The sequence below is a fragment of the Clostridium thermobutyricum DSM 4928 genome, assembly GCF_002050515.1.
In the GTDB taxonomy this organism is placed as follows: domain Bacteria; phylum Bacillota; class Clostridia; order Clostridiales; family Clostridiaceae; genus Clostridium; species Clostridium thermobutyricum.
Genome location: NZ_LTAY01000035.1, coordinates 1 through 24,130, shown reverse-complemented (window position 1 = coordinate 24,130; position 24,130 = coordinate 1). Strand labels below are relative to the sequence as shown.

General features: G+C 26.0%; 28 protein-coding genes. 26 read left to right on the top strand and 2 right to left on the bottom strand.

The genetic code is table 11. The features are described from left to right. The first annotated feature begins 11 nt into the window (after positions 1-11). From cobJ to CLTHE_RS06635, 18 genes are all read left to right on the top strand, one after another. A complete protein-coding gene (gene cobJ / locus CLTHE_RS06720; RefSeq protein WP_002597261.1) occupies positions 12-731 on the top strand; it encodes a precorrin-3B C(17)-methyltransferase in 720 nt (239 codons plus the stop codon). Continuing rightward, positions 725-1,483, top strand: coding sequence for a cobalt-precorrin-6A reductase (locus CLTHE_RS06715; protein ID WP_080022568.1), 759 nt, complete (start codon positions 725-727; stop codon positions 1,481-1,483). Before cobJ ends, CLTHE_RS06715 begins: the two co-directional genes overlap by 7 nt. 71 nt (positions 1,484-1,554) lie before the next feature. Further along, complete coding sequence (cobT, locus tag CLTHE_RS06710) at positions 1,555-2,637, top strand: nicotinate-nucleotide--dimethylbenzimidazole phosphoribosyltransferase (protein WP_080022567.1); 1,083 nt, start codon at positions 1,555-1,557, stop codon at positions 2,635-2,637. After that, a complete protein-coding gene (locus tag CLTHE_RS06705) occupies positions 2,638-3,189 on the top strand; it encodes a bifunctional adenosylcobinamide kinase/adenosylcobinamide-phosphate guanylyltransferase (RefSeq protein ID WP_080022566.1) in 552 nt (183 codons plus the stop codon). Beyond that, on the top strand, positions 3,173-3,925 hold the full coding sequence (locus CLTHE_RS06700) for an adenosylcobinamide-GDP ribazoletransferase (RefSeq protein WP_080022565.1): 753 nt from the start codon (positions 3,173-3,175) through the stop codon (positions 3,923-3,925). Before CLTHE_RS06705 ends, CLTHE_RS06700 begins: the two co-directional genes overlap by 17 nt. A 16-nt stretch (positions 3,926-3,941) precedes the next feature. Then, the gene (locus CLTHE_RS06695; RefSeq protein ID WP_080022564.1) at positions 3,942-4,322 is read left to right on the top strand and encodes a bifunctional adenosylcobinamide kinase/adenosylcobinamide-phosphate guanylyltransferase; all 381 of its coding nucleotides are present in this window, start codon (positions 3,942-3,944) and stop codon (positions 4,320-4,322) included. Next, a complete protein-coding gene (locus CLTHE_RS06690) occupies positions 4,315-4,914 on the top strand; it encodes a histidine phosphatase family protein (protein WP_080022563.1) in 600 nt (199 codons plus the stop codon). Before CLTHE_RS06695 ends, CLTHE_RS06690 begins: the two co-directional genes overlap by 8 nt. A 3-nt stretch (positions 4,915-4,917) precedes the next feature. Then, positions 4,918-5,856, top strand: coding sequence for a cobalamin biosynthesis protein (locus tag CLTHE_RS06685; protein WP_080022562.1), 939 nt, complete (start codon positions 4,918-4,920; stop codon positions 5,854-5,856). Beyond that, positions 5,853-6,929: a threonine-phosphate decarboxylase CobD gene (gene cobD / locus CLTHE_RS06680; RefSeq protein WP_080022561.1), complete on the top strand. Its 1,077-nt coding sequence runs from the start codon at positions 5,853-5,855 to the stop codon at positions 6,927-6,929. The genes CLTHE_RS06685 and cobD overlap by 4 nt, the downstream gene beginning before the upstream one ends. Next, a complete protein-coding gene (locus CLTHE_RS06675; protein ID WP_080022560.1) occupies positions 6,926-8,359 on the top strand; it encodes a cobyric acid synthase in 1,434 nt (477 codons plus the stop codon). The genes cobD and CLTHE_RS06675 overlap by 4 nt, the downstream gene beginning before the upstream one ends. Before the next feature lie 68 nt (positions 8,360-8,427). Then, complete coding sequence (locus CLTHE_RS06670; RefSeq protein ID WP_080022559.1) at positions 8,428-8,955, top strand: GNAT family N-acetyltransferase; 528 nt, start codon at positions 8,428-8,430, stop codon at positions 8,953-8,955. A gap of 266 nt (positions 8,956-9,221) precedes the next feature. Continuing rightward, the gene (locus CLTHE_RS06665) at positions 9,222-11,093 is read left to right on the top strand and encodes a BglG family transcription antiterminator (RefSeq protein ID WP_080022558.1); all 1,872 of its coding nucleotides are present in this window, start codon (positions 9,222-9,224) and stop codon (positions 11,091-11,093) included. 15 nt (positions 11,094-11,108) lie between these two features. Then, entirely contained in the window at positions 11,109-11,510 is a 402-nt protein-coding gene (locus tag CLTHE_RS06660; protein WP_080022557.1) for a PTS sugar transporter subunit IIA, read from the top strand. Position 11,511: 1 nt separating this feature from the next. Continuing rightward, positions 11,512-11,787, top strand: coding sequence for a PTS sugar transporter subunit IIB (locus CLTHE_RS06655; protein ID WP_080022556.1), 276 nt, complete (start codon positions 11,512-11,514; stop codon positions 11,785-11,787). Between the two features lie 71 nt (positions 11,788-11,858). Then, positions 11,859-13,244 carry a PTS ascorbate transporter subunit IIC gene (locus CLTHE_RS06650; RefSeq protein WP_080022555.1) on the top strand — a complete coding sequence of 462 codons (1,386 nt, stop codon included), beginning with the start codon at positions 11,859-11,861 and terminating at the stop codon, positions 13,242-13,244. 57 nt (positions 13,245-13,301) lie between these two features. Next, on the top strand, positions 13,302-14,108 hold the full coding sequence (locus CLTHE_RS06645; RefSeq protein WP_080022554.1) for a transketolase: 807 nt from the start codon (positions 13,302-13,304) through the stop codon (positions 14,106-14,108). A 15-nt stretch (positions 14,109-14,123) separates the two neighbouring features. Further along, positions 14,124-15,047 (top strand): transketolase family protein, encoded by a 924-nt coding sequence (locus CLTHE_RS06640; protein WP_080022553.1) that lies wholly within the window; start codon positions 14,124-14,126, stop codon positions 15,045-15,047. A 185-nt stretch (positions 15,048-15,232) separates the two neighbouring features. Beyond that, on the top strand, positions 15,233-16,138 hold the full coding sequence (locus CLTHE_RS06635) for a CAP domain-containing protein (RefSeq protein ID WP_080022552.1): 906 nt from the start codon (positions 15,233-15,235) through the stop codon (positions 16,136-16,138). Positions 16,139-16,180: 42 nt separating this feature from the next. Here the strand turns inward: CLTHE_RS06635 and CLTHE_RS06630 are convergent, their stop codons facing one another. Further along, positions 16,181-16,792, bottom strand: a complete 612-nt coding sequence (locus tag CLTHE_RS06630) for a class I SAM-dependent methyltransferase (RefSeq protein WP_080022551.1) — start codon at positions 16,790-16,792, stop codon at positions 16,181-16,183. A gap of 628 nt (positions 16,793-17,420) precedes the next feature. Here CLTHE_RS06630 and rocF point away from each other — a divergent pair. Then, positions 17,421-18,332, top strand: a complete 912-nt coding sequence (gene rocF / locus CLTHE_RS06625; protein ID WP_158082676.1) for an arginase — start codon at positions 17,421-17,423, stop codon at positions 18,330-18,332. A gap of 48 nt (positions 18,333-18,380) precedes the next feature. Here the strand turns inward: rocF and mscL are convergent, their stop codons facing one another. Beyond that, positions 18,381-18,788 (bottom strand): large-conductance mechanosensitive channel protein MscL, encoded by a 408-nt coding sequence (mscL, locus tag CLTHE_RS06620; RefSeq protein ID WP_080022549.1) that lies wholly within the window; start codon positions 18,786-18,788, stop codon positions 18,381-18,383. 277 nt (positions 18,789-19,065) lie between these two features. Here mscL and CLTHE_RS06615 point away from each other — a divergent pair, with 277 nt between their 5' ends. From CLTHE_RS06615 to CLTHE_RS06585, 7 genes are all read left to right on the top strand, one after another. Next, positions 19,066-20,172: a ribose-phosphate pyrophosphokinase gene (locus CLTHE_RS06615; protein ID WP_423237260.1), complete on the top strand. Its 1,107-nt coding sequence runs from the start codon at positions 19,066-19,068 to the stop codon at positions 20,170-20,172. 147 nt (positions 20,173-20,319) lie between these two features. Continuing rightward, on the top strand, positions 20,320-20,778 hold the full coding sequence (locus CLTHE_RS06610; RefSeq protein ID WP_080022548.1) for an NUDIX hydrolase: 459 nt from the start codon (positions 20,320-20,322) through the stop codon (positions 20,776-20,778). Then, positions 20,775-21,347, top strand: a complete 573-nt coding sequence (locus tag CLTHE_RS06605) for a lytic transglycosylase domain-containing protein (RefSeq protein WP_080022547.1) — start codon at positions 20,775-20,777, stop codon at positions 21,345-21,347. The genes CLTHE_RS06610 and CLTHE_RS06605 overlap by 4 nt, the downstream gene beginning before the upstream one ends. Positions 21,348-21,384: 37 nt before the next feature. Next, positions 21,385-22,344 carry an alpha/beta hydrolase gene (locus tag CLTHE_RS06600; protein ID WP_080022546.1) on the top strand — a complete coding sequence of 320 codons (960 nt, stop codon included), beginning with the start codon at positions 21,385-21,387 and terminating at the stop codon, positions 22,342-22,344. 80 nt (positions 22,345-22,424) lie between these two features. Next, positions 22,425-23,003 (top strand): hypothetical protein, encoded by a 579-nt coding sequence (locus CLTHE_RS06595; protein ID WP_080022545.1) that lies wholly within the window; start codon positions 22,425-22,427, stop codon positions 23,001-23,003. Positions 23,004-23,059: 56 nt separating this feature from the next. Continuing rightward, a complete protein-coding gene (locus CLTHE_RS06590) occupies positions 23,060-23,683 on the top strand; it encodes an ABC transporter ATP-binding protein (RefSeq protein ID WP_080022544.1) in 624 nt (207 codons plus the stop codon). Continuing rightward, entirely contained in the window at positions 23,667-24,044 is a 378-nt protein-coding gene (locus CLTHE_RS06585) for a hypothetical protein (RefSeq protein WP_080022543.1), read from the top strand. Before CLTHE_RS06590 ends, CLTHE_RS06585 begins: the two co-directional genes overlap by 17 nt. Positions 24,045-24,130 lie beyond the last annotated feature (86 nt).

Sequence of the window (24,130 nt, the reverse complement as noted above, 5' to 3'; positions counted from 1 at the left end):
GAGAAAAGAAAATGGGAAAATTATATGTAATAGGAATTGGTCCAGGTGGACTTGAGCATATGACAATAAAAGCACAAGAAGCTATAAATGAAAGTGAAATAATAGTAGGATATACAAAGTACATAGATATGATAAAACCTCTTACAGAAGGAAAAGAAATTTTTATGACTGGAATGAGAGGTGAAGAAGAAAGATGTAAGGAAGCATTAAAACTTTCAAAAGATAAAATTGTAGCTTTAGTAAGTACAGGTGATTCAGGAATTTATGGAATGGCAGGACTTATTTTAGAATTAAGAAAAGATGAAGATGTAGAAATAATTCCAGGACTTACAGCTTCAAGTGCAGCAGGAGCAGTACTAGGAGCACCACTTATGCATGATAATTGTAATATAAGCTTAAGTGATTTAATGACACCTTATGAAAAAATAAAGAAGAGAGTAAGAAATGCAGCTGACGGAGATTTTATAATTTCTCTTTATAATCCAAGAAGTAAAGGTAGACCACATTATTTAAGAGAATGTATTGAAATTATAAGAGAATTTAGAGATGACAATACTCCAGTTGCAGTAGTTAGACATGCACTTAGAGATGGACAAGAAACTACAATATTTAATTTAGGAAATTTTAATGAAGAAATAGTTGATATGTTTTCAATAGTTATAGTAGGAAATTCTCAAAGTTATGTAAAAGACGGAAAATTTATAACACCAAGAGGATATAAATTATGCTAGGATTTGTTTTAGGAACTGGCGAGGGAAGAGAAATTTTAAGAGAAGTGAATAAGTTTACTGAAGATATAGTTGTGTCTACAGCTACAACTTATGGAGGAGAGCTTTTAAAAGAATATAAAGTAAAGCATATGAATACAAAGCCATTAGATTTAGAAGGATTTAAAAATTTCATAAAAGAATGGAATATAAAAGTATTTGTAGATGCATCTCATCCTTATGCTGGTGAAGCTTCTAAAACAGTTATTAAAGCTTGTAAAGAAGAAAATATAAAGTATATAAGATACGAAAGAGAAAGTTATTTTGATAAGGTAGATTATAAGCAAATTATAAGATTAGATTCTTATGAAGAATTAAAAGAAGCTTTAAAAGATATAAAAGGGAATATTTTAAATACAACAGGAAGTAATAATGCTTTATTAATAAATAGTTTAGGTTTAGAAAATAGAGTTATACATAGAGTACTTCCAAGTTATACAGTAATAAAAAAATTAACTGAAGGTGGAATTACTTTAGATAATATAATTGCAATTAAGGGGCCTTTTGGAAAAGCTATAAATGATGGAATTATAAAAGAATATAATATAAAAGCAATAATAACAAAAGATAGCGGAAAAGAAGGTGGAGTAGAAGAAAAAGTAAATTCTGCTATAGAAAATAATGCGAAGATTATTCTTATAAATAAGCCTAAAGTAGATTATGGAACTGTATTTAATAATTTAAAAGATTTAATTTTATATTTAAAAGAAGTTTAATATTTATAATTTGGAATTAATAGTAGATAGAAAGTCTACTATTAATTCTTTAATTTTAAAGGGGAGAAAAGATGTTAGAAAAAATTGTACAAGGTATAGAGCCTTTAGATGATTATTCTATGAAAAAAGCTAAAGAATATATAGATTCTCTTGCAAAGCCACTTGGAAGTTTAGGAACTTTAGAAACTTTAGGAATACAACTTTCAGGTATAACAAAAAAAATAAAAAATTCTTTTAAAAAAAGATGTGTAATAATTATGTGCTCTGATAATGGAGTAGTTGAAGAAGGGATAGCTTCAGCACCACAATATGTAACATTAGCACAAACAAAACATTTTATAAAAGGTGGAACAGGAGTTGCTGCTTTAGCAAAAGAAAATAATACAGAGCTTATAGTAGTTGATATAGGGATTAATAGTGATGAAAAAATAGAAGGTGTAATAGATAAAAAAATAAGAAAAGGAACAAATAATCTTTATAAAGAGGATTCTATGACTTATGAAGAAGCTATTAAATCTATAGAAATTGGAATAGAAATGGCTAAAAAAGTAAAAGAAGATGGATTTGAAATAGTTGGAGTAGGAGAAATGGGAATAGGAAATACTACTACTTCATCAGCAGTTTTATCTCTTTTAATAGATAAAGACATAGATTTAGTTGTTGGAAAAGGGGCTGGACTTACTGATAAAGCTTTTATAAAGAAAAAACAAGTAATAAAAAAAGCTGTAGAAAGAGTTAATTCAAATAATCCAATAGAAATATTAAAATCAGTTGGAGGTTTTGATATAGGAGGAATGGTAGGAGTTTTCTTAGGATGTGCATATTATAAAATTCCAGTTGTTGTAGATGGATTTATATCAGTAGTAAGTGCATTATTAGCTTGCAAAATTAATCCTCTTGTTAAAGAGTATCTTATCCCATCTCATAAATCCTATGAAATTGGATATAATTTGGCTATGGAAAGTTTAGGATTAGAACCTATATTAAATTTAAATATGAGACTTGGAGAAGGTAGTGGATGTCCTATTGCATTTTCAATAATAGATTTTTCAATGGCAATGATTAATAATATGGGAACTTTTGAGGATGCAGAAATAGATAATAGTTATTTAGATGAAGTAAGATTAGAAAAAAATTATAAGGTAGAAGTATAAATGATTATTTTTATATGTGGTGGTTCCAAAAGTGGAAAATCTGCTTTAGGAGAAAGTTTTAGTAAAAATCTTCATAAAGAAGGAGAGTTGATTTATCTAGCAACAATGAAACCTACAGGAGAAGAAGATTTAAAAAGAATAGAAAATCATAAAAAAGATAGAGAAGGAACAAATTTTTTAACTTATGAAATTTTAGAAAATATAGAAAAAGCAGAAGAAATTATAAAGGAAAAAGATACAGTGTTGTTAGATTCTATAACATCTCTTCTTGCAAATGAAATGTTTAAAGAAAAAATTATTTTTAATATTGAAGAAAAAATAATTAAAGGAATTGAAATTTTAAGTGAAAAAGCTAAAAATCTAGTAATTGTTTCAGACTATATTTTTAATGATTCTATAGTATATGACAGTATAACAGAGAGTTATAGAAAAAGCTTAGGAATTATAAATTGTAATATAGCTAAATTATCAGATGTGGCAATAGAAGCTTCTTATAGTTTAATGTCCATATATAAAGGAGAGGAGATATTAAAAAATGAAAGGCTTATTTAATGGATTTAATATGGGAATAAGTATGTTTACAGTGATACCTCCATTTAAAAAAGTTTGGGATGAGGATTCAGGAAAATTTATGATGCCAGTTTTTCCTTTTATAGGACTTTTAATAGGAGTTTTATGGTATGCTATTACGATTTTACTTATAAGATTTCATTTTAAGGGATTATTATTAACTGGTATAGTACTTGCAATTCCATTTTTATTAACAGGATTTCTGCATTTAGATGGATTTATGGATGTATGTGATGCTCTTTTATCAAGAAGAGAAAGAGAAGAAAAGCTTAGAATACTTAAAGATTCTACAATTGGAGCATTTTCTGTAATATCATTAGTATTATTATTGATAATTCAATTAGGAGCTATAAATGAAAGCTTAGATAGTAGCAAAAAAATTCTATTTTTTATATTAGTTCCAATTATATCAAGAGCTTTAGTAGGATATTTTCTTCTTTCAGAAGAGCCAATAAAAGATAGTTATTTTGCAAGGCTTTATAAAAAAGGAGCTTCTAAAGGTTTTGAATATTTCTTAATTTTTATTTTTTTAGTTTTAATTATTATAAGTTTTTTTATAAATATAAAATTTGTTTTTGTTCCTTTAATTATGGGATTATGTGCAAAATATCTTCTTTATAAATCTAAAAAAGAACTTGGGGGAATAAATGGAGATGTAGCTGGATATATCATAGTTTTATCCGAATTTATAGGACTTGTAGTTTTAGCAATTGCATAAAAGAAAGGGTGATTCTTTGATACTTTACTTTGGTGGAGCTTATAATGGTAAGCTTGAATATGTAAAAGAAAAATATAACTTAACAGATAAAGATATATTTTATTGCAACAAAGATAATATAGATTTTAATAAAAAAGTTATAAGCGGATTAGATAAATTTATTTTGTTTAATGTTTTAAATGGTAATGAATCTTTAGAATATATAAAAAATAATATAGAAAATTTAAGAGATAAAATAATAATCTGTGATGAAATATCAAATGGAATAGTTCCTATAAAAAAAGAAGAGAGATTTTGGAGAGAGGAAGTTGGAAAAGTATTAAGATATTTAGTTTCAAACAGTGACGAAGTTTATAAAATATTTTTTGGAATTCCAAAAAGGTTAAAACATGAATAGAGCAATTTTATATTTTATAAGACATGGGAAAACAGAGTTTAATGAAAAAAGACTTTACTGTGGAAGCAGTGATATTAGTTTAAGTTCTTTAGGAATAGAAGAGCTAAAAGAAAAAATAAAAAACATAAGATATAAAAAAGCAAAATTAAATTTTACTTCAGGAATGAAAAGAGCTAATGAGACATTTGAGCTTATTTATGGACAAGATAAATTTTCTATTTTAGAAGGATTTAAAGAATTTGATTTTGGAGATTTTGAAGGTAAAAGCTATTATGATTTAAAAGAGAACAAAGATTATATAGCTTGGATTGAAGATAAAACTGGGAAAATAAAATGTCCTAATGGAGAAAGTAAAGAGATTTTTTATAAGAGAATAGAAAGGCAGTTAAATGATTTAATTATTGAGATAAATAAAAAAGGAGAAAAAGAGGGAGTTATAGTATGTCATGGAGGAACAATAGGAACTCTTTTAGAACTTTTTTCAGATAGAGATGATTATTTTTATAACCTTCAACCAGAGTGCGGTGGAGGATATAAAGTAGAAGTAGTAATAGATAAAAAAATATATATAGAAATATTAGAGGAGTTTTAAAGAATGATTTCAATAGTCATTGGATTTATTTTAGATTGGATAATTGGAGATCCGCAAAATCCATATCATCCAGTTAGATTTATAGGGAATCTTGGGCAAGGTTTTGAAAAAATTTTTAGAAAGATATTTAAAAATAGTTTAAGGTTAGCAGGTTTATTAACTTGGATTTTTGTAGTTTTGATAAGTTTTTTTGTTCCATTTATATTAATTTATTTTTTAAATAAGCTTAATCCTATTATTGGGATAATAGTTAGTGGAATTATAATTTATTTTTGTATAGCATCAAAAGGTTTAAAAACAGAAGGATTAAAAGTAATAAAAGTCTTAAAAAGTGGAGATATAATAGAAGCTAGAAAGAGACTTTCATATATAGTTGGAAGAGATACAGAAAATTTAGATGAAGAAGCTATAGTTAGAGCAGTTATAGAAACTGTGGCTGAGAATATGTCAGATGGAATAATAGCACCTTTATTTTTTATAGGAATTGGAGGAGCACCTTTTGGAATGATTTACAAAGCAGTCAATACTTGTGATTCTATGTTTGGGTATAAAAATGAAAAATATAAAGATTTTGGTTTCTTTCCTGCTAAGTTAGATGATATATTTAATTATATACCAGCAAGACTTACAGGATATTTTATAATTATAAGTTCATTTATTTTAAGATTAGATTTTAAAAATTCTTTTAAAATATATAAAAGAGATAAATATAATCATACAAGCCCTAATAGTGCTCATCCTGAAGCAGCTGTAGCTGGTGCATTAAATATAAGACTTGGAGGTGAAAATTATTATTTTGGAAAAATAGTTAAAAAACCAACAATAGGGGACAAGAAAAAAACAATAGAAATAAGTGATTTACACAAGACAAATAATATTTTGCTATTAGTTAGTATTTTAGGATTAATACTTTCTGTAGCTATAAGAGGAGTGATAATATGAGCTTAGGACATGGGGGAAACGTTGAAGAGATAAAAAGAAAGTTTGGAATTAATGAAAAAATATATGATTTTTCAGCTAATATAAATCCTTTAGGGATAAATAAAAAAGTTAAAAATGAAATGATAAAAGCTTTGGATAAAATAGAAAGCTATCCTGATATTACTTATCACAATTTAAAAGAAGAAATAAAGATATTTGAAGAAGTTGACTATGAAAATATAATTTTAGGTAATGGAGCAGCTGAAGTTATCTTTAATATAAGTAGAGGGCTTAAACCTAAAAAAGCTATCTTAATGGCACCTACTTTTAGTGAATATGAGGATAGCTTAAGATCTATTGATTGTAAAATTGAATACTATAAAATGGATAAAGACTTTTTAATTAAAGAAGATTTTTTAGAAAAATTAACTGAAGATACAGATATAACATTTATATGTAATCCAAATAATCCAACTGGAAAATTAACTAGCAAAAGGTTATTGTTAGATATATTAGAAAGAGGAGTTAAAAATAATGTAACTATAGTTGTTGATGAATCATTTTTAGATTTTTTAGAAAATAAAAATGAATATTCCTTAGTTAAAGATATAGAGAAATATAATAATTTAATTGTGGTTAAATCTTTAACTAAATTTTTTGCTTTTCCAGGAATAAGATTAGGTTATGGGTTAACTAAAAATAAAGATTATATAGAAAAAATAAATAAAATATCTATAGCTTGGAATGTAAATACAATTGCTCTTTATGGTGGAGTACAAGCATTGAAAGAAGAAGCCTACATGAGAGCAAGTAGAGAATATTTAAGAGAAGAAAAAAATTTTTTACTAAAATCTTTAGAAGAATTTGAAGAATTAGAGATTTATAGTGGAAGCGTAAACTACATATTTTTTAAAGTGAAAAATGATATAGATTTAAAGACTGCTTTATTAAATAAAAATATCTTAATAAGAAGTTGCGAAAATTATATTAATCTTGAAAAAGGATATTATAGAATAGCAGTTAGGAGAAGAGAAGAAAATAAAATTTTAATTCAGGCTTTAGAACAAATTTTCGGTAAAAGGAGAGATAAATGAAAAAGAGAATAATGATTCTAGGAACATCTTCATCAGTAGGTAAGAGTACTATTGCTACTGCCTTTTGTAAATATTTTAAAGATAAAGGATTAGATGTAAGTCCATATAAAGCTTTAAATATTTCTCTTAATTCTTATATAACTGAAGATGGAGATGAAATTGGAAGGTCTCAGGCTGTACAAGCAGAAGCTTGTAATATAGAACCTAAAGAATATATGAATCCAATTCTTATGAAGCCTGGAGGAGGAAAAACTCAAGTTATAGCTAGAGGAAAAGTTCTTTGTACAATAAATGCTTATAAATATAAAGAATTAAATTCTATTTTAAAAGAAAAAGCTTATGAAGCATTTTTATTAGCTGAAAAAGAACATGAAATGTTAGTTCTTGAAGGTTCAGGTGGCTGTGCAGAATTAAATTTAAGAAAAACAGATATAGCAAATATGAATACTGCACTTAAAACAAATACTCCAGTTATTCTTGTGGCTGATATAGAAAAAGGTGGAGTTTTTGCATCTGTAGTTGGAACACTTTCAATTTTACCTAAAGAAGAAAAAAGGCTTATAAAAGGAATAATAATAAATAAATTTAGAGGTAATCCTGAATTCTTTAAAGAAGGTGTAGAAATTATAGAGAATCTTACAGGAGTTAAAGTTTTAGGAGTAATGCCTTATAAAAAGTTAAATATTGAAGAAGAAGACGGACAAACAGATATTTTTAAAAATAAAGCTAAAAGAAAAATAAATATAGGAGTAATAAAGTTTCCTCATATGTCCAATTTCACAGATTTAAATTATATAAGTACCTTTGATGAAATTGGGGTAAAATATATAGAAAATAAAGAAGAATTACAGTCTATAGATATAATAGTTATACCAGGAAGTAAAAATACTATTGAAGATTTACGTTATATAAAAGCTAACGGTTTTTCTAAAGAAATATATAAAGCGCAAAATGAAGGAAAATTAATTTTGGGAATTTGTGGTGGATTTCAAATGCTTGGGAAACTTTTAGAAGATCCTTATGAAATTGAAGGAAATATAAAAGAAGAAGAAGGATTAAATTTACTTCCTATAAAAACAATATTTGAAAAAGAAAAAATAACTAAGAGAACTAAAGTTAAAGATAATTTAGGAATAGAAATAGAAGGGTATGAAATTCATAATGGTAGAAGTTTTTCTTTAGATGAAGATAAAATGTGGCTAAAAGATGGAGAAAGAGTTGTAGGCATGAAGTGTGGTAATGTTTATGGAACTTATCTTCATGGAATTTTAGATAATGAAGAGTTTATAAAACATTTTATAAAAGATATAGAAATAAAAGAAAGTTATAAATCTTTAAAGGAAAAAGAATATAAAAAATTAAAAGAAACTTTAGAAGAAAATATAGATATGAAATATGTAGAAAAAATTATAGAAGAATGGGAATATTAGCATAAATAAATTATGAGAATTTAATTTAATATTTAGATTCTATTAGATAAGAAATGAGGGGAAAAGTAATGAATAAGTTAAAATTAGTTTTTCCAAGTGAAGAATATAAAAATCAAATTATAAGTTATAAAGAAGAGTTTATTTTAAATAATGATAGTATGGATGGAACTTCTAACTTAATAAGCTATGAAAATATAGATGAATGGTTAGAAAAATTAAAACGTAATTTAAAAGAAGAAACAGTAGATAAAGGATTAGTTCCAGCTACAACATATTTAGTAATTAGGGAAGATGATAAAAGATTAGTTGGAATGATAGATATACGTCATAGATTAAATGATTATCTTTTAAATTTTGGTGGACATATTGGATACAGCGTAAGAAAAACTGAAAGAAGAAAAGGTTATGCAACTGAAATGTTAAAATTGTCTTTAGAAAAATGTAAAGAATTAAACATAGAAAAAGTTTTATTAACTTGCAATAAAGAAAATATTCCTTCAGCAAAAACTATATTAAATAATAATGGAATTTTAGAAAATGAAATTAAAAATGGAGATAAAATTACTCAAAGATATTGGATAAATTTAAAATTTTAATATGTTTATTAAAGAGACTTAGGATATTCTGAGTCTCTTTAATTATGATTAGAAATAAAGTTATCCTATAGAAGGATTTAGTTTTATTTTTCTAGTAATATTAAAAAAAACGAGAAAATATGGTAAAATGGGACTGAAAATATTAATAAAAAATGAAATAAATGTATTTAATATGAATGTTGCCACATTATATGAAATAAATTGGTATAGTTCATTTTTATGAAATCGAATACAATTAAATCATAAGGTAGCAAGGAGGAATTAACTTGATTACACTTAGCAAAAGACAGAGTGATATTTTAAAATTTTTAGGCAGTAAAGATGAATATATAACAATAAATAAAATTTCAGAGCAATTCAAATGTAGTCCTAGAACTATTAGAAATGATTTAGATGTTTTAAAGAAATTTTTAAGAGATTCAAATGGAAATATTGAAAAGAAACCTAGATTAGGAATAAAGCTAATTTTAAAGAAAGGATTATTTTTAGAAGAGCTAATTAAAAAAAGTGAAGTTGATATTTATTCCTATAATAACAGAGTGGACATGATTATATTGATTTTAATATTGAAAGGAAAATTAACTATTGAAAAACTTTCAAATGAAATTGGAGTAAGTAAAAATACTTTAGTAAATGATTTAAAAGATGTAGAGAAAAAGTTGAAAAATTATAAAGTAGACTTATCTAAAAAAGTATATTATGGAATATCTTTAGAATCAGAAGAAGAAAATATAAGAAATACTTTTATTAAAATCTATTTAGGCTTAGAAGAAAATCTTAAAATTGAAATAAAAGAAAGATTAAAAATAGAAAGCAACTTAAGTAATTTAAATATTCAATATAAAATAGTTGAATTAGAAAAACTTTTAGGAACTAAATATAGTGAAGAATCTATTGAAGAATTTGAAATAGCAATTTTACTTTCAAGCTGTAGAGTTAAAAATGGATTTAAAATTATAAAAAATTCTAATGAAAATAGAAGAGAATTTGATGTACTAAAAGAATTTTTAAATTTAGATATTTCTGAAATAGGTTATTTAGTAACTATATCTGATGGACTTAGAAAGACTAAGGGTGGAAAAGAAGATAAAGTTACTGAAGAAATATTAAAAGAAATGTGTAATGTCCTAAATATAGATTTTAGTAAAGACTTAGAATTTAAAAGTCAAATAGGAATTCATTTAAAATCAGCTATACATCGAATAAAAAATAATTTAACTACTGAAAATCAAATGCTTGAAGAAATAAAATATAAAATGTCTTTTATATTTGAAATAACAAAACAAATTTTAGATTCAAAAGAAAAGTTATTGGGAGTAAAGTTTCCTGAATCTGAAATTGCATATATGGCAATGTATTTTGATGCCATATTTGAAAGAAATGTAAAAAGCAATTTTACGTATAATATTTTAGTAGTTTGTAATGGAGGACTAGCAACATCAAGTCTTTTAAAAACAAGATTAAATGCTATGATTCCAGAAGCAAATATCTTAGGAATATGTAGAGTAAGTGATGTAGAAAAAAAATTAAAAAATGAAGAAGTAGATTTTATTGTAACTACAGTTCCATTAGCAATTAAAAACTATAAAACTATAAAAGTTAATCCTTTACTTGAATATAGTGATGCAGAAAAAATAAAAGTTGAAATTTATAATAAAAGATACGAAAAAAATTGTAAGTATCTATTAGATAAAGTAAAAAAAACTGAAAGTGAAGGAATAACAAAGCTTATAAAGGAAGAATACGCAATCTTTGATAAAGATATAGAATCTTGGGAAGATGCAATAAAAGAAGCAGCTAATCCTTTAATAAAAACTAATATGATAAAAGAAGAATATGTAATAGACATTATAAATGTTATTGAAGAATTAGGAAATTACATGGTGTTTATACCAGAAATAGCTTTTGTACATGCACCACCTGAAAATGTAAATGAAAATTCGATGTCAATTTTAACATTAAAAGAAAAAATAGAATTTGGATTTAAAAATAAAGTTCAAGTAAAAGCTATAGTGTTAATTGCAAATAAAAATGAAAATATGAATTTAGTAAATTTAATTAATATCATTACAAAAAATGATAATATAGAAAAATTCAAAAATCTGAAATCTTATGAAGAACTAAGAAAAATAACTTAATAAGGGGAAGTGGGTATGTTAGTAAAAATAATTGATAAAGTAGAGGACTATGGTGAGGGAATAAAAATTTCATGTAATATGCTAAAAGAAAAAGGCATTATAGAAGAAAAATATTATAATGCGATAATGAGTAAAATAGATGAATTTGGACCATATTTCTGCATTGCAGATGGCGTGGCAATGCCGCATGCTAGACCAGAGGATGGTTCTATAGAAACTGGAGTATCAGTTGTTAAGTTAAACAATCCAGTAGATTTTTTAGGTAAAAAAATTAGTGTATTTTTCACTCTTTCAGCTAAAGATAATGAATCACATTTAGGACTTCTTAGACAAATAGCTGAAGTGTGTATGAATAAAGATAAATTAAACAAAATTATAAATTCAAATAATGAAAAGGAAATTATGGAGGTATTTTAAAATGAAAAGAATAATGGCAGTATGTGGATCAGGACTTGGGTCAAGCTTTATGGTGGAAATGAATATTACAGATGTTTTAAGAGAATTAGGAGTAGAAGATCAATATGAAGCAAGTCATACTTCTTTAGCTGATGTAACAGCTTCAGATGCGGATATTTTTGTAACAGGATTAGATTTAGCAGATAGTGCTAGTCATTTACCAGAATTAATAGTTTTAGATTCATTGTTAGATAGAGATGAATTAAAAAGAAAAATATCAGAAAAATTAGGACTTTAATTATAAAAGCTATGTAGAGAACACTCTCTACATAGCAAAACAAAATATTATAAAGTAAGGGGGACTTAAAAATGGGAGGAATTTTAAAAGTTTTTGTAGATTTCCTATCAGAACCATCAGTATTAATTGGAATTATGGTATTAGTGGGGTTATTACTACAAAAGAAAAGTGCAGATGTAGTAATAAAAGGGACATTAAAAGCAATGGTTGGCTTTGTTGTTATTTCAGCAGCTGCTGGAGTAATAGTAGGTTCACTTGAGCCTTTTGGAGTTATGTTTGAAAAAGGATTTAATATATCTGGAGTTATTCCAAATAATGAAGCTGTAGTTGCAATGGCTATGGATAAGTTTGGAACTAATACAGCATTAATTATGACATTTGGTATGTTAGCTAATATTTTAATTGCGAGAATTACTAAGTATAAATTTATTTTTTTAACAGGACATCACACATTATTTATGGCATGTATGATAGCAGTTATATTAGGAGCATCAGGAATGACTGGTTTACATTTAATCTTTACAGGTTCACTTGCATTAGGACTAATAATGATTTTATCACCAGCAATATTACAACCTTTTATGAAAAAAATTACTGGAAATGATTCAGTAGGGCTTGGACATTTTTCAGGTGCTGGTTATGCAGTAGCAGCAATAATTGGTAAAGCAGTAGGAAAAGGTTCAAAATCAACTGAAGAAATGAAAGTCCCAAAATCATTAAGTTTCTTAAGAGATTCAGTAGTATCAATTTCAATTACAATGTTAATTTTATATATTGGAGTTGCAGTAGCAGCAGGTCCATCATTTGTTGAATCAGAATTATCAGATGGAAAGAATTTTATAGTTTATGCTATGATACAAGCTTTAACTTTCGCAGCTGGATTTATTTTAATACAAAATGGGGTAAGACTCGTATTAAATGAAATAGTTCCAGCATTTAAAGGAATATCAAGTAAGCTTGTTCCAAATTCAAAACCAGCTTTAGATTGTCCAGTAGTATTCCCATATGCCCAAAATGCAGTTTTAATAGGATTTATTAGTTCATTCTTAGGTGGAGTAGCTTCAATGATAGCTTTAGGAGCTATGGGATTAGTGGTAATAATTCCAGGAGTTGTACCACATTTCTTTACTGGAGCAACAGCAGCTGTGTTTGGAAATGCAACAGGAGGAAGAAGAGGAGCAATAATAGGTTCATTTGTAAATGGAATTATAATTTCTTTCTTACCAGTAGCCTTATTACCTGTATTGGGAAATTTAGGTTTTGCAAATTCAACTTTTTCAGATGCAGACTTTGGAGTAGTAGGTATAGTTCTAGGAAAAATTCAAAGTTTTATAGGTGGATATGGATTAACAGCAGTTCTTATAGGAATAGTTGGAGTAATGGTAGCTTTAACTTACGTAACTAAGAAAAAAGAAGTTGCAGTAGAAAATAGAAAAGAAGAAGTAGAAATAGCTTAATTAAAAAATTGAGGATGAAATATTCCTCAATTTCTTTATAAATGGAGGAAAGAGTTTATGAATAAAAAAGAATTAGAAATTATATCAAGAGATTTAAGAAAAGACATAATAAATTGTATATATAATGCAGGTTCAGGACATCCAGGAGGTTCTTTATCAGTTATAGATATAGTAACGTATCTTTACTTTGAAAAAATGAATATAAGTGTAGAAAATATAAAAGATAAAAATAGAGATATATTTATTTTAAGTAAAGGGCATGCAGCACCAGCTCAATATGTAGCTTTAGCTAAAAAAGATTTCTTTCCTAAAGAAGATTTAATGAGTTTAAGAAAGACAGGGTCCTTTCTTCAAGGCCATCCTTGTGCTGAAAAATGTCCTGGAGTAGAAGTATCAACAGGCTCATTAGGACAAGGATTTTCAAATGGATGTGGATTAGCTTTAAGTAAAAAGATGGATAGTTTATCTGGAAATGTATATGTTATTTTAGGAGATGGAGAAATTCAAGAAGGAATAGTTTGGGAAACAGCTATGGCAGGAGCAAAATTTAAATTAAATAATCTTGTAGCTATAATAGATAGAAATAGAATTCAGCTTGATGGAAGAACAAAAGAAATAATGGAAATAGATCCTTTAGAAGAAAAATGGAATAGTTTTGGGTGGAATGTTGTAAAATGTGACGGGCATAATTTTGATTCAATAAATGATGCTTTTAATAAATTACATGAAAATAAGCCTACTGTAATAATAGCAGAAACAATTAAAGGAAAAGGTGTTTCATTTATGGAAGATAATGTAGCTTGGCATGGGGTTGCACCTTCAGAAAAAGAAAAAGATATGGCAATAGCAGAGTTAAGTAAATAATATGGAGGGGTTAAAATGAGAAAAGCAACTAGAGAATCATATGGAAATACGTTAAAAGAATTAGGATATGAAAATAAAGATATAGTAGTATTAGAAGCTGACCTTTCAAAAGCTACAAAAACAGAAATATTTGGTAAAAAATTTCCTGAAAGATTTATAAATGTAGGAATAGCAGAACAAAATATGATTGGAATGGCAGCGGGACTTGCAGCAGGTGGAAAAATTCCATTTGCAACAACTTTTGCAGTTTTTGCAGCAGGAAGAGCTTTTGAAATTATAAGAAATTCTGTTTGTTATCCTAATATGAATGTTAAAATAGCAGCAACTCATGCAGGAATAACAGTTGGACCAGATGGAGGATCACATCAAGCTATTGAAGATATAGCAATAATGTCATCATTACCTAATATGATAGTTTTATCTCCTGCAGATGATATAGAAGCTTGTAAATGCGTAAGAGAAGCAGCAAAAATAAAATCACCTGTATATATAAGATTAGGAAGAATTCCTTTAGATGATATTTATACTGAGGATTATAATTTTAAAATAGGAAAAGGTTCTGAGCTAGTTAAAGGAAATGATGTAACTATAATAGCTACAGGTATTATGGTTCATAAAGCTTTAGTGGCAGCAAGAGAATTAAAAGAAGAGAATATAAATACTAGAGTTATAAATATATCAACTATAAAACCAATAGATGAAGAAATAATAATAAAAGCAGCAAAAGAAACAAAAGGAATAGTAACAGTTGAGGAGCATTCAATAATTGGAGGATTAGGAGATAGAGTTTCAAGTGTTGTTTGTGATAATCATCCTACGAAAGTTAAAAAAATTGGAGTTAAAGATGTTTTTGGAGAATCAGGTAATCCAGATGAATTACTAGAAAAACATGGACTTACAGTTTCAAATATAATAGAAAAAGTAAAAGAATTATTATAAAAATTTAGTGGATTAGTTTTAGTGTCTAGTCCACTATTTTTTGCCTTATGAGATAATATATCCAATCAACCCAAATAAATTCAATTTCTCCCAGTAATAATTATGGAAAAAACTATGAAAAAAATTTTGTATTTAACAAATATGACTGTATACTGGAAAAGTATTAAATTTAAGGGGGAAAAGAAATGTTTAAGAAAAAAATCATAGGAATTACAATAACGGCACTGGCCATTATGGCTATATATGGTGTTTTTAAAGGAGTTACTATGTACAAGCCACAAGCAGTTAAAGAAGAAGTGGCTAGTAATGATGTAAAAGAAAATAGTACAGAACAAGGTAAAGAAGAAAAAGGAGTAGAAGCTCCAAAAGAAAATGAAGTTCAAAATACAAATGAAGTTCAAAATCCAAGTAATATTCAAAATGGAGATGGAGTTAAAACTGCAAATGTAGTTCAAAATGGAAATGAGGTTCAAAAAGATAATAAAGGACAAAATTCAAATGCAGTAAAAAAAGAAAATGAAGTTAAATCTGCAAATAATGTAGATAATAAGAAAAGTGAAGTAAAATCAAATAATGCAAATGCAAATGTAACATGTGGGACAAGCGCTCCTAAAAGAGAGCAAGTAAAAAATACTACAAATACTAAAGAAGAGCCTAAAACTGCTCCTAAACAGGAAGTTTCTAATAGTAGTTCTTTAGAGAATGTAGAACAATTAATATTCCAAAAAGTAAATGAAGAGAGAAAAAAAGCTGGGGTTAGCCCATTAAAATATAATTATACAATGCAAAAATTTGCTAGAGATAAATCAAAAGACATGGGAGTAAATAATTATTTCTCTCATGAAGATTTAAAAGGTAAATTAGAATCAGATTACATAAAAGCAGCAGGAGTTTCATATAGTGCATGGGGAGAAAACATAGCATATTTAGATGGTTATTCAGAAAATGTTTTAGCAAATACATTTATGACTAACTGGATGAATTCACCTGGACATAGAGCTAATATTTTATCAACTAACTTTACTTCAATAGGTGTTGGAGTTTATAAGATAGGAAATAAATATTACGCTACACAAGAGTTTTTAAGATAATAAAAAAGCAATTGGAGAATACTCTCTAATTGCTTTTTCTTTTTATTTAAATGGAGATAATCTATAAACAAGAAATCTTTCATTAGGATCATTTTTAAAATTATCTAATTTTAACTCTAAAACAAGATTAAATAATGTAGAGTTTTCTAAGAAAAATATATAATCTGTAGAAGGATAAAAAAGTATAATATCTATTTGTCTTGAACATTTACAAAATGATGTAAGAATATTTTCAAGAACTTTCATAAATATTTGAAGAGAAAAAGGATTGAAAAAATAAAAAATATTATCCTCATCTTTAATAGAATATTCTTCTGCTAAACAATTTATAAAAGAAATTTTATTTTCATCTTTTTTTGAACATTCTATGTATGTAGACTTATTTTTTAAAGCTTCATTATAAAAAAATGTATTCATTTCAATACCAGTTACTTTAGCATTAAACTTATTATTTATAAAAAAATTCAATCTACCTTTCCCTGAACCAAAATCTATAATAGAATCAGTTTCTTTTAATGAATATTCAGAGAAAAATCTCTCTAGAGAAGAGTAATCTGTAGGCTCATATCTATTGTAATGGATAGAGGTTTCATTTAAGTCTTGCTTTCCGCTAGTTTTTATATTCAATAAGTTTTCATAATATTGTTCGTCCATAATTATCCATCCTTTGTTTAAATATATAGAGATAATAATATTTTATTGTTAATAAGTCAATTTAAATGAAAAATAAATCTATTAAAAGAAAAAAATGGATAACAGATAAATAAAAAAACAGAAAATAATGTTTCTAAAAAGTTTATAAAGTTAACAAAAATACACTAATATTAAATTTAAAAAAATTAGATAAATAAGTCTTAGATTAATATTGATACATAATTTCAATTAAATATACAAAAATACTGAGAAAAAACTTAATATAAAAAATGAAATTGAATAAAAATTTATAATTACTGTATAAAATATTTTTTAAATTCACTTATTTTAATTTATAAAATATTAAATTTAAGTATATATTGATGATAAAATGCTTAGAACATAATTAAATAAAAAGAATATTGATAATTGAAAGTATTTTGAAGTATTTATTATGATAAATAAATATTGGTTAAATTAGGATTTTTTAAAATTTTTAATTTTGATTATGAAATAAAAAGAGTCTATATTAGCTTTAGAAGTTTTATTAGGTGTTTAACTTAAAATCTAATATATATAAAAATTTACCTATTTTATAGATGAATTTTTATATATGCTATCTAAAAAAATAGATTAGGAGATGGATATTATGAAAATTAACGTAATCGGAATGCCAATATTTTATGGATGTGATAATCCAGGAGTAGATCAAGGACCAACTGTTATGAGAGAAAGTGGTACAATAGGTCTATTACATAAACCAGGTAATGAAGTTGTTGATTTAGGAGACATTGATATGGTCTATGCTAGTCAAAATGAAAAATATAAAGATGATGAACATGCTAAATTCTTATCATATGTTTTAGATGCATCAGAAAAATTAGCTAAAAAAGTTGACTCTTCAATTTCAGAAGGAAGTTTTCCATTAACTATAGGAGGAGACCATTCTTTAGGATTAGGAAGTGTTGCTGGAGCAAGCAAAGCTTGTGGAGATTTAGATGATTTTGCATTAATATGGTTTGATGCTCATGCAGATATAAATACTATACAAACATCACCAAGTGGTAATGTACATGGAATGCCTATAGCTGGTGGAATTGGAATTGATGATAAATTAAGTCATGTTTACTTTGATGGAATTAAAGTTAGACCAGAAAATGTACACATAATAGCTGCAAGAGATATTGATGAAGGTGAAGTAAAAATAATAGCTGACAACAATATAGATGTATATGATATGAAAAAAGTTAGAGAAATTGGTGTGCAAAAGACAGTTAAAGAAGTTTTAGAAAAAATAAAAGCAAAAGGAATAAAAAATATTCATTTAAGTTATGATATAGATGGAATTGATCCAGAATTTATAGAAGGAACTGGTACAAGAGTTCCAGGTGGATTTAACATGGAAGAAGCTCAATATGTAATAAAAGAAATCATAGGAAGTGGACTAGTTAAAAGTATGGATTTAGTTGAATTTAATCCAAGATTAGAAAAAGGAATTACATTAGCTCACTGCTTAGAATTAACAGATACTATAGCTAAGTCAATTGCAAAGTTACATTAATATAAATAATTAATAAAAAAACCTTACACTTAAAGTAAGGTTTTTTTATTATTTATCTTTCAATAAATCTCTAATTTCTCTAAGAAGTTCAGTATTTTCTTCTATTTTTTCTTCAACTTCCTCTTCTTCTTTTTCTTTTTTTCTTTGAAGTTTAGAGAATAATTTTATAACTACGAATATAGATAAAGCTATTATTAAGAAGTTTATTACATTTTGTATAAACATTCCAATATTAAGAGTAACTGCTGGTTTTTTCCCAACTGCATGTACAAGTACTATATGAAATTGTGAGAAGTTTATTCCACCAGTAAGTACTCCTATTATAGGCATTATAATATCATTAACAAGAGATTTAACAATAGTATTAAAAGCGCCACCAACAACAACTGCTACGGCTAAATCTATAATGTTTCCTTTTAAAGCAAAAGCTTTAAATTCTTCAATAAATTTTTTCATTTGTTTATCTCCTTTTTTTTATTAGTATTAATTTATGCTTATTATAATATAATAAAAAAGAATCTATATGTAAACTAAAAAATTTATGTTAATTAAATATTTAATATAAAAAGAAAATAGTGTATACTATATTTGATATAAATAGTGTTGTAAAAAATAATAGTATATATTAAAAGAAAAAATTTTGTCGGAAAACTATTTCTAACTCTCTTTTTTTAATATATACTAGAAGCAGAAAAGCAATAAATTTGTAATGCCTAAAAGGAGAAGATTAATTATGGAACTAACTCATGATCTTGGATTAATAGCATTAGATAGTTGTACTGAACTTGGTAATGCTGTTGATAAATTTATTCAAGAAAAAAAGAATAGAAAGGAATCATTTCTAGTAGAAACTAATCAAATTAGATTTTCTAATGGAGAAGGAAAAGTAAAAATTTCTGAAACTGTAAGAGGAAAAGATATATATATATTATGTGATATTGGAAATTATAGTTGCACATATAAAATGTTTGGTTTTGAAAATCATAAAGGACCAGATGAACATTTTCAAGATATAAAAAGAACAATTTCAGCTATAAAAGGTAAAGCAGCTAGAATAACTGTGATTATGCCTCTTTTATATGAATCAAGACAACATAGACGTAAAGGAAGAGAATCACTTGACTGTGCTTTAGCACTACAAGAATTAGAAAGTTTAGGAGTAGATGAAATTTTAACATTTGACGTACATGATCCTAATGTTCAAAATGCAGTTCCACTACTTTCATTTGAAAATATATATCCAACATATGACATAGTAAAAAATCTTTTAACTATAGAAAAAGATTTAGAACTTGATAAAGAAAAATTACTTGTTATAAGTCCAGATACTGGAGCCATGGATAGAGCTATTTACTATTCAAGTGTATTAGGAGTAGACGTAGGGCTTTTCTATAAGAGAAGAGACCATACTGTAGTTGTAAATGGAAAAAATCCTATTGTAGAACATGAATACATGGGTAGAGATGTAGAAGGAAAAGATGTTTTAATAGTTGATGATATGATAGCATCTGGAGAATCAGTTCTTGATATAGCTAAAGAGCTAAAAGCAAGAAAAGTAAGAAATGTATATGTTGCAACAACTTTTGGATTATTTAATGAAGGTTTAGATAAGTTTAATAAATATTATAAAGAAGGAACAATTAAGAGAGTTTATTGTACAAACTTAACTTATGTTCCTCAAAATTTAAGAGAAGCTGAATGGTTTAGAGCAGTAGACATGTCAGAATTCTTAGCTAGAATAATAAAAAGATTAAACGAAGGAAAATCCATTGCTAAATTTATGGATGCAACAGAAATAATTCAAAGTTTAATAAGAAATGTAGATAAATACGAACACTAATAGGTATTATTTAAATATAAGTAAAGCTATAAAATTGATATTTTATAGCTTTATTTTTTTATATAATAAAAATTTACTAAAATATGATAGCATTAAATAGAAAAGTTCAATATAATTATAATATAGATAAAAATATGGGGGTGAGATATGAATTATGTAGAGTATATAAGAGGATATGTAAAAGATAATCCTATTATATTAAATGGAGTATCAGTTCTTATTTTTAATGAAGAAAATAAAATATTACTTCAAAGAAGAACTTATCCTAAAAAGAATTGGGGGCTTCCAGGAGGACTTATGGAAATGGGAGAATCTATGGAAGAGACTGGAGCAAGAGAGGTTTTTGAGGAAACGGGATTAGAAGTTAAGGAGTTAAAACTTATGAATGTTTATTCTGGTAAAGAATTATATATGCATTTACCAAATAATCATAAATTTTATCTTGTTAATGCTGTTTATTATACTAAAAAGTATAAGGGAACTTTACAAGTTGATAACATTGAAGGAAGTGAACTAAAGTTTTTTAGTCTGAATGAATTACCTGAGTATATGGTCGTTAGTCATAAAAGATTTATAAAAGACTATATGGAGTTAGAAAATAGATGAAAAAATTAAAAAGGCTTATAGTGATTGTAGTATTAATAATTATAGCAGTAATATTATTAAAAAAAGTTGGAGAAAAATTATATATAAAATATCTTTATATGACTTATCCAGAAAAATATAATTCATATGTGGTTGAATATAGTGAAAAATATAATTTAGATCCAATGTTTGTAAGAGGAATAATAAAAACTGAAAGTAATTTAAATCCAAATGCTTTATCAAATGTAGGAGCTAAAGGATTAATGCAAATAACTAATCAAACAGGACAAGATATAGCAGAAAAATTAGGAATTCAAAATTTTCAGCCAGATATGCTATATGACCCTCAAATTAATATAGAGTTTGGTACATATTATTTATCAAAATTAGTAAATGAGTTTAATAATGATCCTAAGTTAGTAATTGCAGCATATAATGCAGGTGCAGGAAATGTACAAAGTTGGCTAAATAATAGCGAATATTCAAAAGATGGAATACATTTAAATTATATTCCTTTTTCTGAAACAAGAGAATATGTAAATAAAGTAATTAAAAATGAGGATATGTATAAAAGACTTTATGGAAATTAAATTTCTGGTTAATGAAGAGAAGAAAGGAGTGTTAAATATGAAAAAAAAGAATATAGCAAAATTAGTTGGAGCAGGAGCAATTTTAGGAGGAGCAGCTATAGTTGCAGGAAGTAATTATTTTTTTAAATTAGCTCTTAGTACAAAAACAAATAAAGATAAAGTATTTGGTCCACAAGAAGAAGGATTAAGTATAGATGAAACAAGTGGACTTTTATTAAAAGAAGATTTAGAATGGTTTAAATCTAAGGAAGATAAAAAGAGTGTTTATATACTATCAGATGATAATTTAAAGCTTCATAGTTATAAAATAATGAGAGAAGAAGAAAGTCATAAATGGGCTATTGTGGTTCATGGATATATGAGTAGTGCTATTTATATGTCAAGAATAGCAAGATATTATTATGAGATGGGATATAATGTTTTAATGATAGATTTAAGATCTCATGGTAAAAGTGAAGGAAGCTATATTGGAATGGGATGGCCAGATAGATTAGATATATTAGCATGGATAGACTATGTAACTCAAATAGATAAAGATTCTCAAATAGTATTACATGGAGTTTCTATGGGTGCTGGAACTGTTATGATGGCATCAGGTGAAGAGCTAAAAGAAAATGTTAAAGCAATAGTTGAAGACTGTGGGTATACTTCAGCTTGGGAAGAGTTTAAATATCAATTAAAATCATTATATAAGATGCCAAGTTTCCCAATAATGTATGGAGCAGATAGAATAAGTAAGCTTCGTGCAGGGTATCGTATAAAAGAGGCATCTGCTATAGAACAAATAAAAAAATCAAAAACACCAATGTTATTTATACATGGAGATGAAGATAAATTTGTTCCTTATGAAATGATGCAAGAATTATATGATGCAGCTCCTTGTGAAAAAGCTATGGTAACAATAAAAGGTGCAGGACATGCTGAAGCAGGAACAACAGATTCAGAGTTATATTGGCAAAGCGTAAGAGCATTTTTAGATAAATATATAACAGATTAATAAAGAATATTTTTGATATATTGATTTAAAAGTTTTTTTATTATATAATAATTATTATTAATTAAAGGACGGAGATAATTATGAATAGTAAAATTGCTTTAATATATGAAAATAAAACATTTAAATTAGAAGTTACTGGAGAAATGATTAAAGAATTTAAAAATTTCGAAGAAGCAGTAAAAGCATATGAAGAAAAAATAAAAGAAATAGATAATAGTGAAGAAGGAAAATGGAATAATCTTTTAAGTGAAGTAAATAGATTTAAAGAAGATGGCTTAGAAGTAAATAATGAATTTAAAAGTATGGAATTTAAAGGGTTAAAATATTTCTTAAAGACAGATAAGGTATTTTATATGCATAATGGAGAGATGATTCCACTTTTAGGAGGATTTAATTTCTTTAAATCAACACTTGTATTATTAAAAGATAATAAAATAGGTAATTTAGAAAGCTTCATTTTATTCTTAAAAGAAGTGATTATAAGTAAGGTAAATTATAGATTAAATGAATTATCTTTATTAGTTTTAAGTGCTTCATTTAATTATGGTTCTGCAGAATATAATTTCCAAACAGGAAAAATAAATAAAGGTGCTTCTATAGAAGATTTTACTTTTGATGAATTCAAAAATTATGTTTTACAAACTATAAAAAGAAGATAGTATTAAAAGTTAGCTAAATTTAATTTAGCTAACTTTTTTATAAATTAATTAAATAAATTACAGCGTTAAAAAATATATCATTAGAAATAAAAGAAGGAGAGTTAGTTTCTATAACAGGAGCTTCAGGGTCTGGTAAATCAACATTATTAAATATATTAGGACTTATAGATAAGAGCACAGAAGGAACTTATATAATTAATGGACAAGATGTATCTAAACTTTCAGATAAAGATATGGCTAAAAAAAGAAATAAGGATTTTGGTTTTATAATACAGCATTTTGCTCTTATAGATGGAATTTCAGTTGAAAAAAATATTGAATTACCACTTTTATATGGAAAAGTAGAGAAAAGTAAAAGAAAAGAAAGAGTAGAAGAATTATTAGAAAAACTTAGTATAAAAGATAAAAGAAAAAAGATGCCTACAGAATTATCAGGAGGACAATGTCAAAGAGTAGCAATTGCACGAGCTTTAGCTAATAGACCAAAAATAATATTAGCAGATGAACCAACTGGAGCATTAGATAGTGAAAATGGAAAATCTATTATGAAAATTCTTAAAGACTTAAATAAAGATGGTGCTACAGTAATAATAGTTACTCATGATAAAAATATAGCAAAAGAGTGTAATAGGGAAATAGTAATGAAGGATGGGAGAATTATAGATGAGAGGAAAAATTAAATTATGGATAACAATATCTATACTTATAATTATAGGAGTAGTATTAGTTATTTCATATAAAAATAGAACTGTAAATGATACTAGAGGTGGCGTAATAAATAGTAAAAAAGAAATAGTATATGAAGTTAAAAATAATTATAAAGATTTAGAAATAAGAATAAAAACTGATTTTAATAAAAGAAAAGATATAAAAATAATAATACTAGACCCAAATGGAAACGAAAAAGTAATAGATACTAAGACAAACAAAGAAATTATAAAAAGTTTCAAGGGAGATAAAGGAGAATGGACTATAAAATTTGAATGTCCATTTAATGAACCTGTTAATTTTGAAGTAAACTTTATATTAAGAAACAAATAAAATAAAAATGACTGCTAAAATTTCAAATAGATTTTAGCAGTTATTTTTTTATAAAGTAATTTTACAATATAGATTAAGTATAGTGA

Coding starts and splice junctions, on each gene's coding strand:
- CLTHE_RS06655 (WP_080022556.1), top strand. CDS start 11,512: ATGAAAAGAATAATGGCAGTATGTGGATCAGGACTTGGGTCAAGCTTT.
- CLTHE_RS06715 (WP_080022568.1), top strand. CDS start 725: ATGCTAGGATTTGTTTTAGGAACTGGCGAGGGAAGAGAAATTTTAAGA.
- CLTHE_RS06705 (WP_080022566.1), top strand. CDS start 2,638: ATGATTATTTTTATATGTGGTGGTTCCAAAAGTGGAAAATCTGCTTTA.
- CLTHE_RS06700 (WP_080022565.1), top strand. CDS start 3,173: ATGAAAGGCTTATTTAATGGATTTAATATGGGAATAAGTATGTTTACA.
- CLTHE_RS06595 (WP_080022545.1), top strand. CDS start 22,425: ATGAATAGTAAAATTGCTTTAATATATGAAAATAAAACATTTAAATTA.
- CLTHE_RS06635 (WP_080022552.1), top strand. CDS start 15,233: ATGTTTAAGAAAAAAATCATAGGAATTACAATAACGGCACTGGCCATT.
- CLTHE_RS06630 (WP_080022551.1), bottom strand. CDS start 16,792: ATGGACGAACAATATTATGAAAACTTATTGAATATAAAAACTAGCGGA.
- CLTHE_RS06670 (WP_080022559.1), top strand. CDS start 8,428: ATGAATAAGTTAAAATTAGTTTTTCCAAGTGAAGAATATAAAAATCAA.
- CLTHE_RS06615 (WP_423237260.1), top strand. CDS start 19,066: ATGGAACTAACTCATGATCTTGGATTAATAGCATTAGATAGTTGTACT.
- CLTHE_RS06690 (WP_080022563.1), top strand. CDS start 4,315: ATGAATAGAGCAATTTTATATTTTATAAGACATGGGAAAACAGAGTTT.
- cobT (WP_080022567.1), top strand. CDS start 1,555: ATGTTAGAAAAAATTGTACAAGGTATAGAGCCTTTAGATGATTATTCT.
- CLTHE_RS06605 (WP_080022547.1), top strand. CDS start 20,775: ATGAAAAAATTAAAAAGGCTTATAGTGATTGTAGTATTAATAATTATA.
- cobD (WP_080022561.1), top strand. CDS start 5,853: ATGAGCTTAGGACATGGGGGAAACGTTGAAGAGATAAAAAGAAAGTTT.
- CLTHE_RS06650 (WP_080022555.1), top strand. CDS start 11,859: ATGGGAGGAATTTTAAAAGTTTTTGTAGATTTCCTATCAGAACCATCA.
- CLTHE_RS06600 (WP_080022546.1), top strand. CDS start 21,385: ATGAAAAAAAAGAATATAGCAAAATTAGTTGGAGCAGGAGCAATTTTA.
- CLTHE_RS06640 (WP_080022553.1), top strand. CDS start 14,124: ATGAGAAAAGCAACTAGAGAATCATATGGAAATACGTTAAAAGAATTA.
- mscL (WP_080022549.1), bottom strand. CDS start 18,788: ATGAAAAAATTTATTGAAGAATTTAAAGCTTTTGCTTTAAAAGGAAAC.
- CLTHE_RS06685 (WP_080022562.1), top strand. CDS start 4,918: ATGATTTCAATAGTCATTGGATTTATTTTAGATTGGATAATTGGAGAT.
- CLTHE_RS06660 (WP_080022557.1), top strand. CDS start 11,109: ATGTTAGTAAAAATAATTGATAAAGTAGAGGACTATGGTGAGGGAATA.
- cobJ (WP_002597261.1), top strand. CDS start 12: ATGGGAAAATTATATGTAATAGGAATTGGTCCAGGTGGACTTGAGCAT.
- CLTHE_RS06610 (WP_080022548.1), top strand. CDS start 20,320: ATGAATTATGTAGAGTATATAAGAGGATATGTAAAAGATAATCCTATT.
- CLTHE_RS06645 (WP_080022554.1), top strand. CDS start 13,302: ATGAATAAAAAAGAATTAGAAATTATATCAAGAGATTTAAGAAAAGAC.
- rocF (WP_158082676.1), top strand. CDS start 17,421: ATGAAAATTAACGTAATCGGAATGCCAATATTTTATGGATGTGATAAT.
- CLTHE_RS06675 (WP_080022560.1), top strand. CDS start 6,926: ATGAAAAAGAGAATAATGATTCTAGGAACATCTTCATCAGTAGGTAAG.
- CLTHE_RS06585 (WP_080022543.1), top strand. CDS start 23,667: ATGAGAGGAAAAATTAAATTATGGATAACAATATCTATACTTATAATT.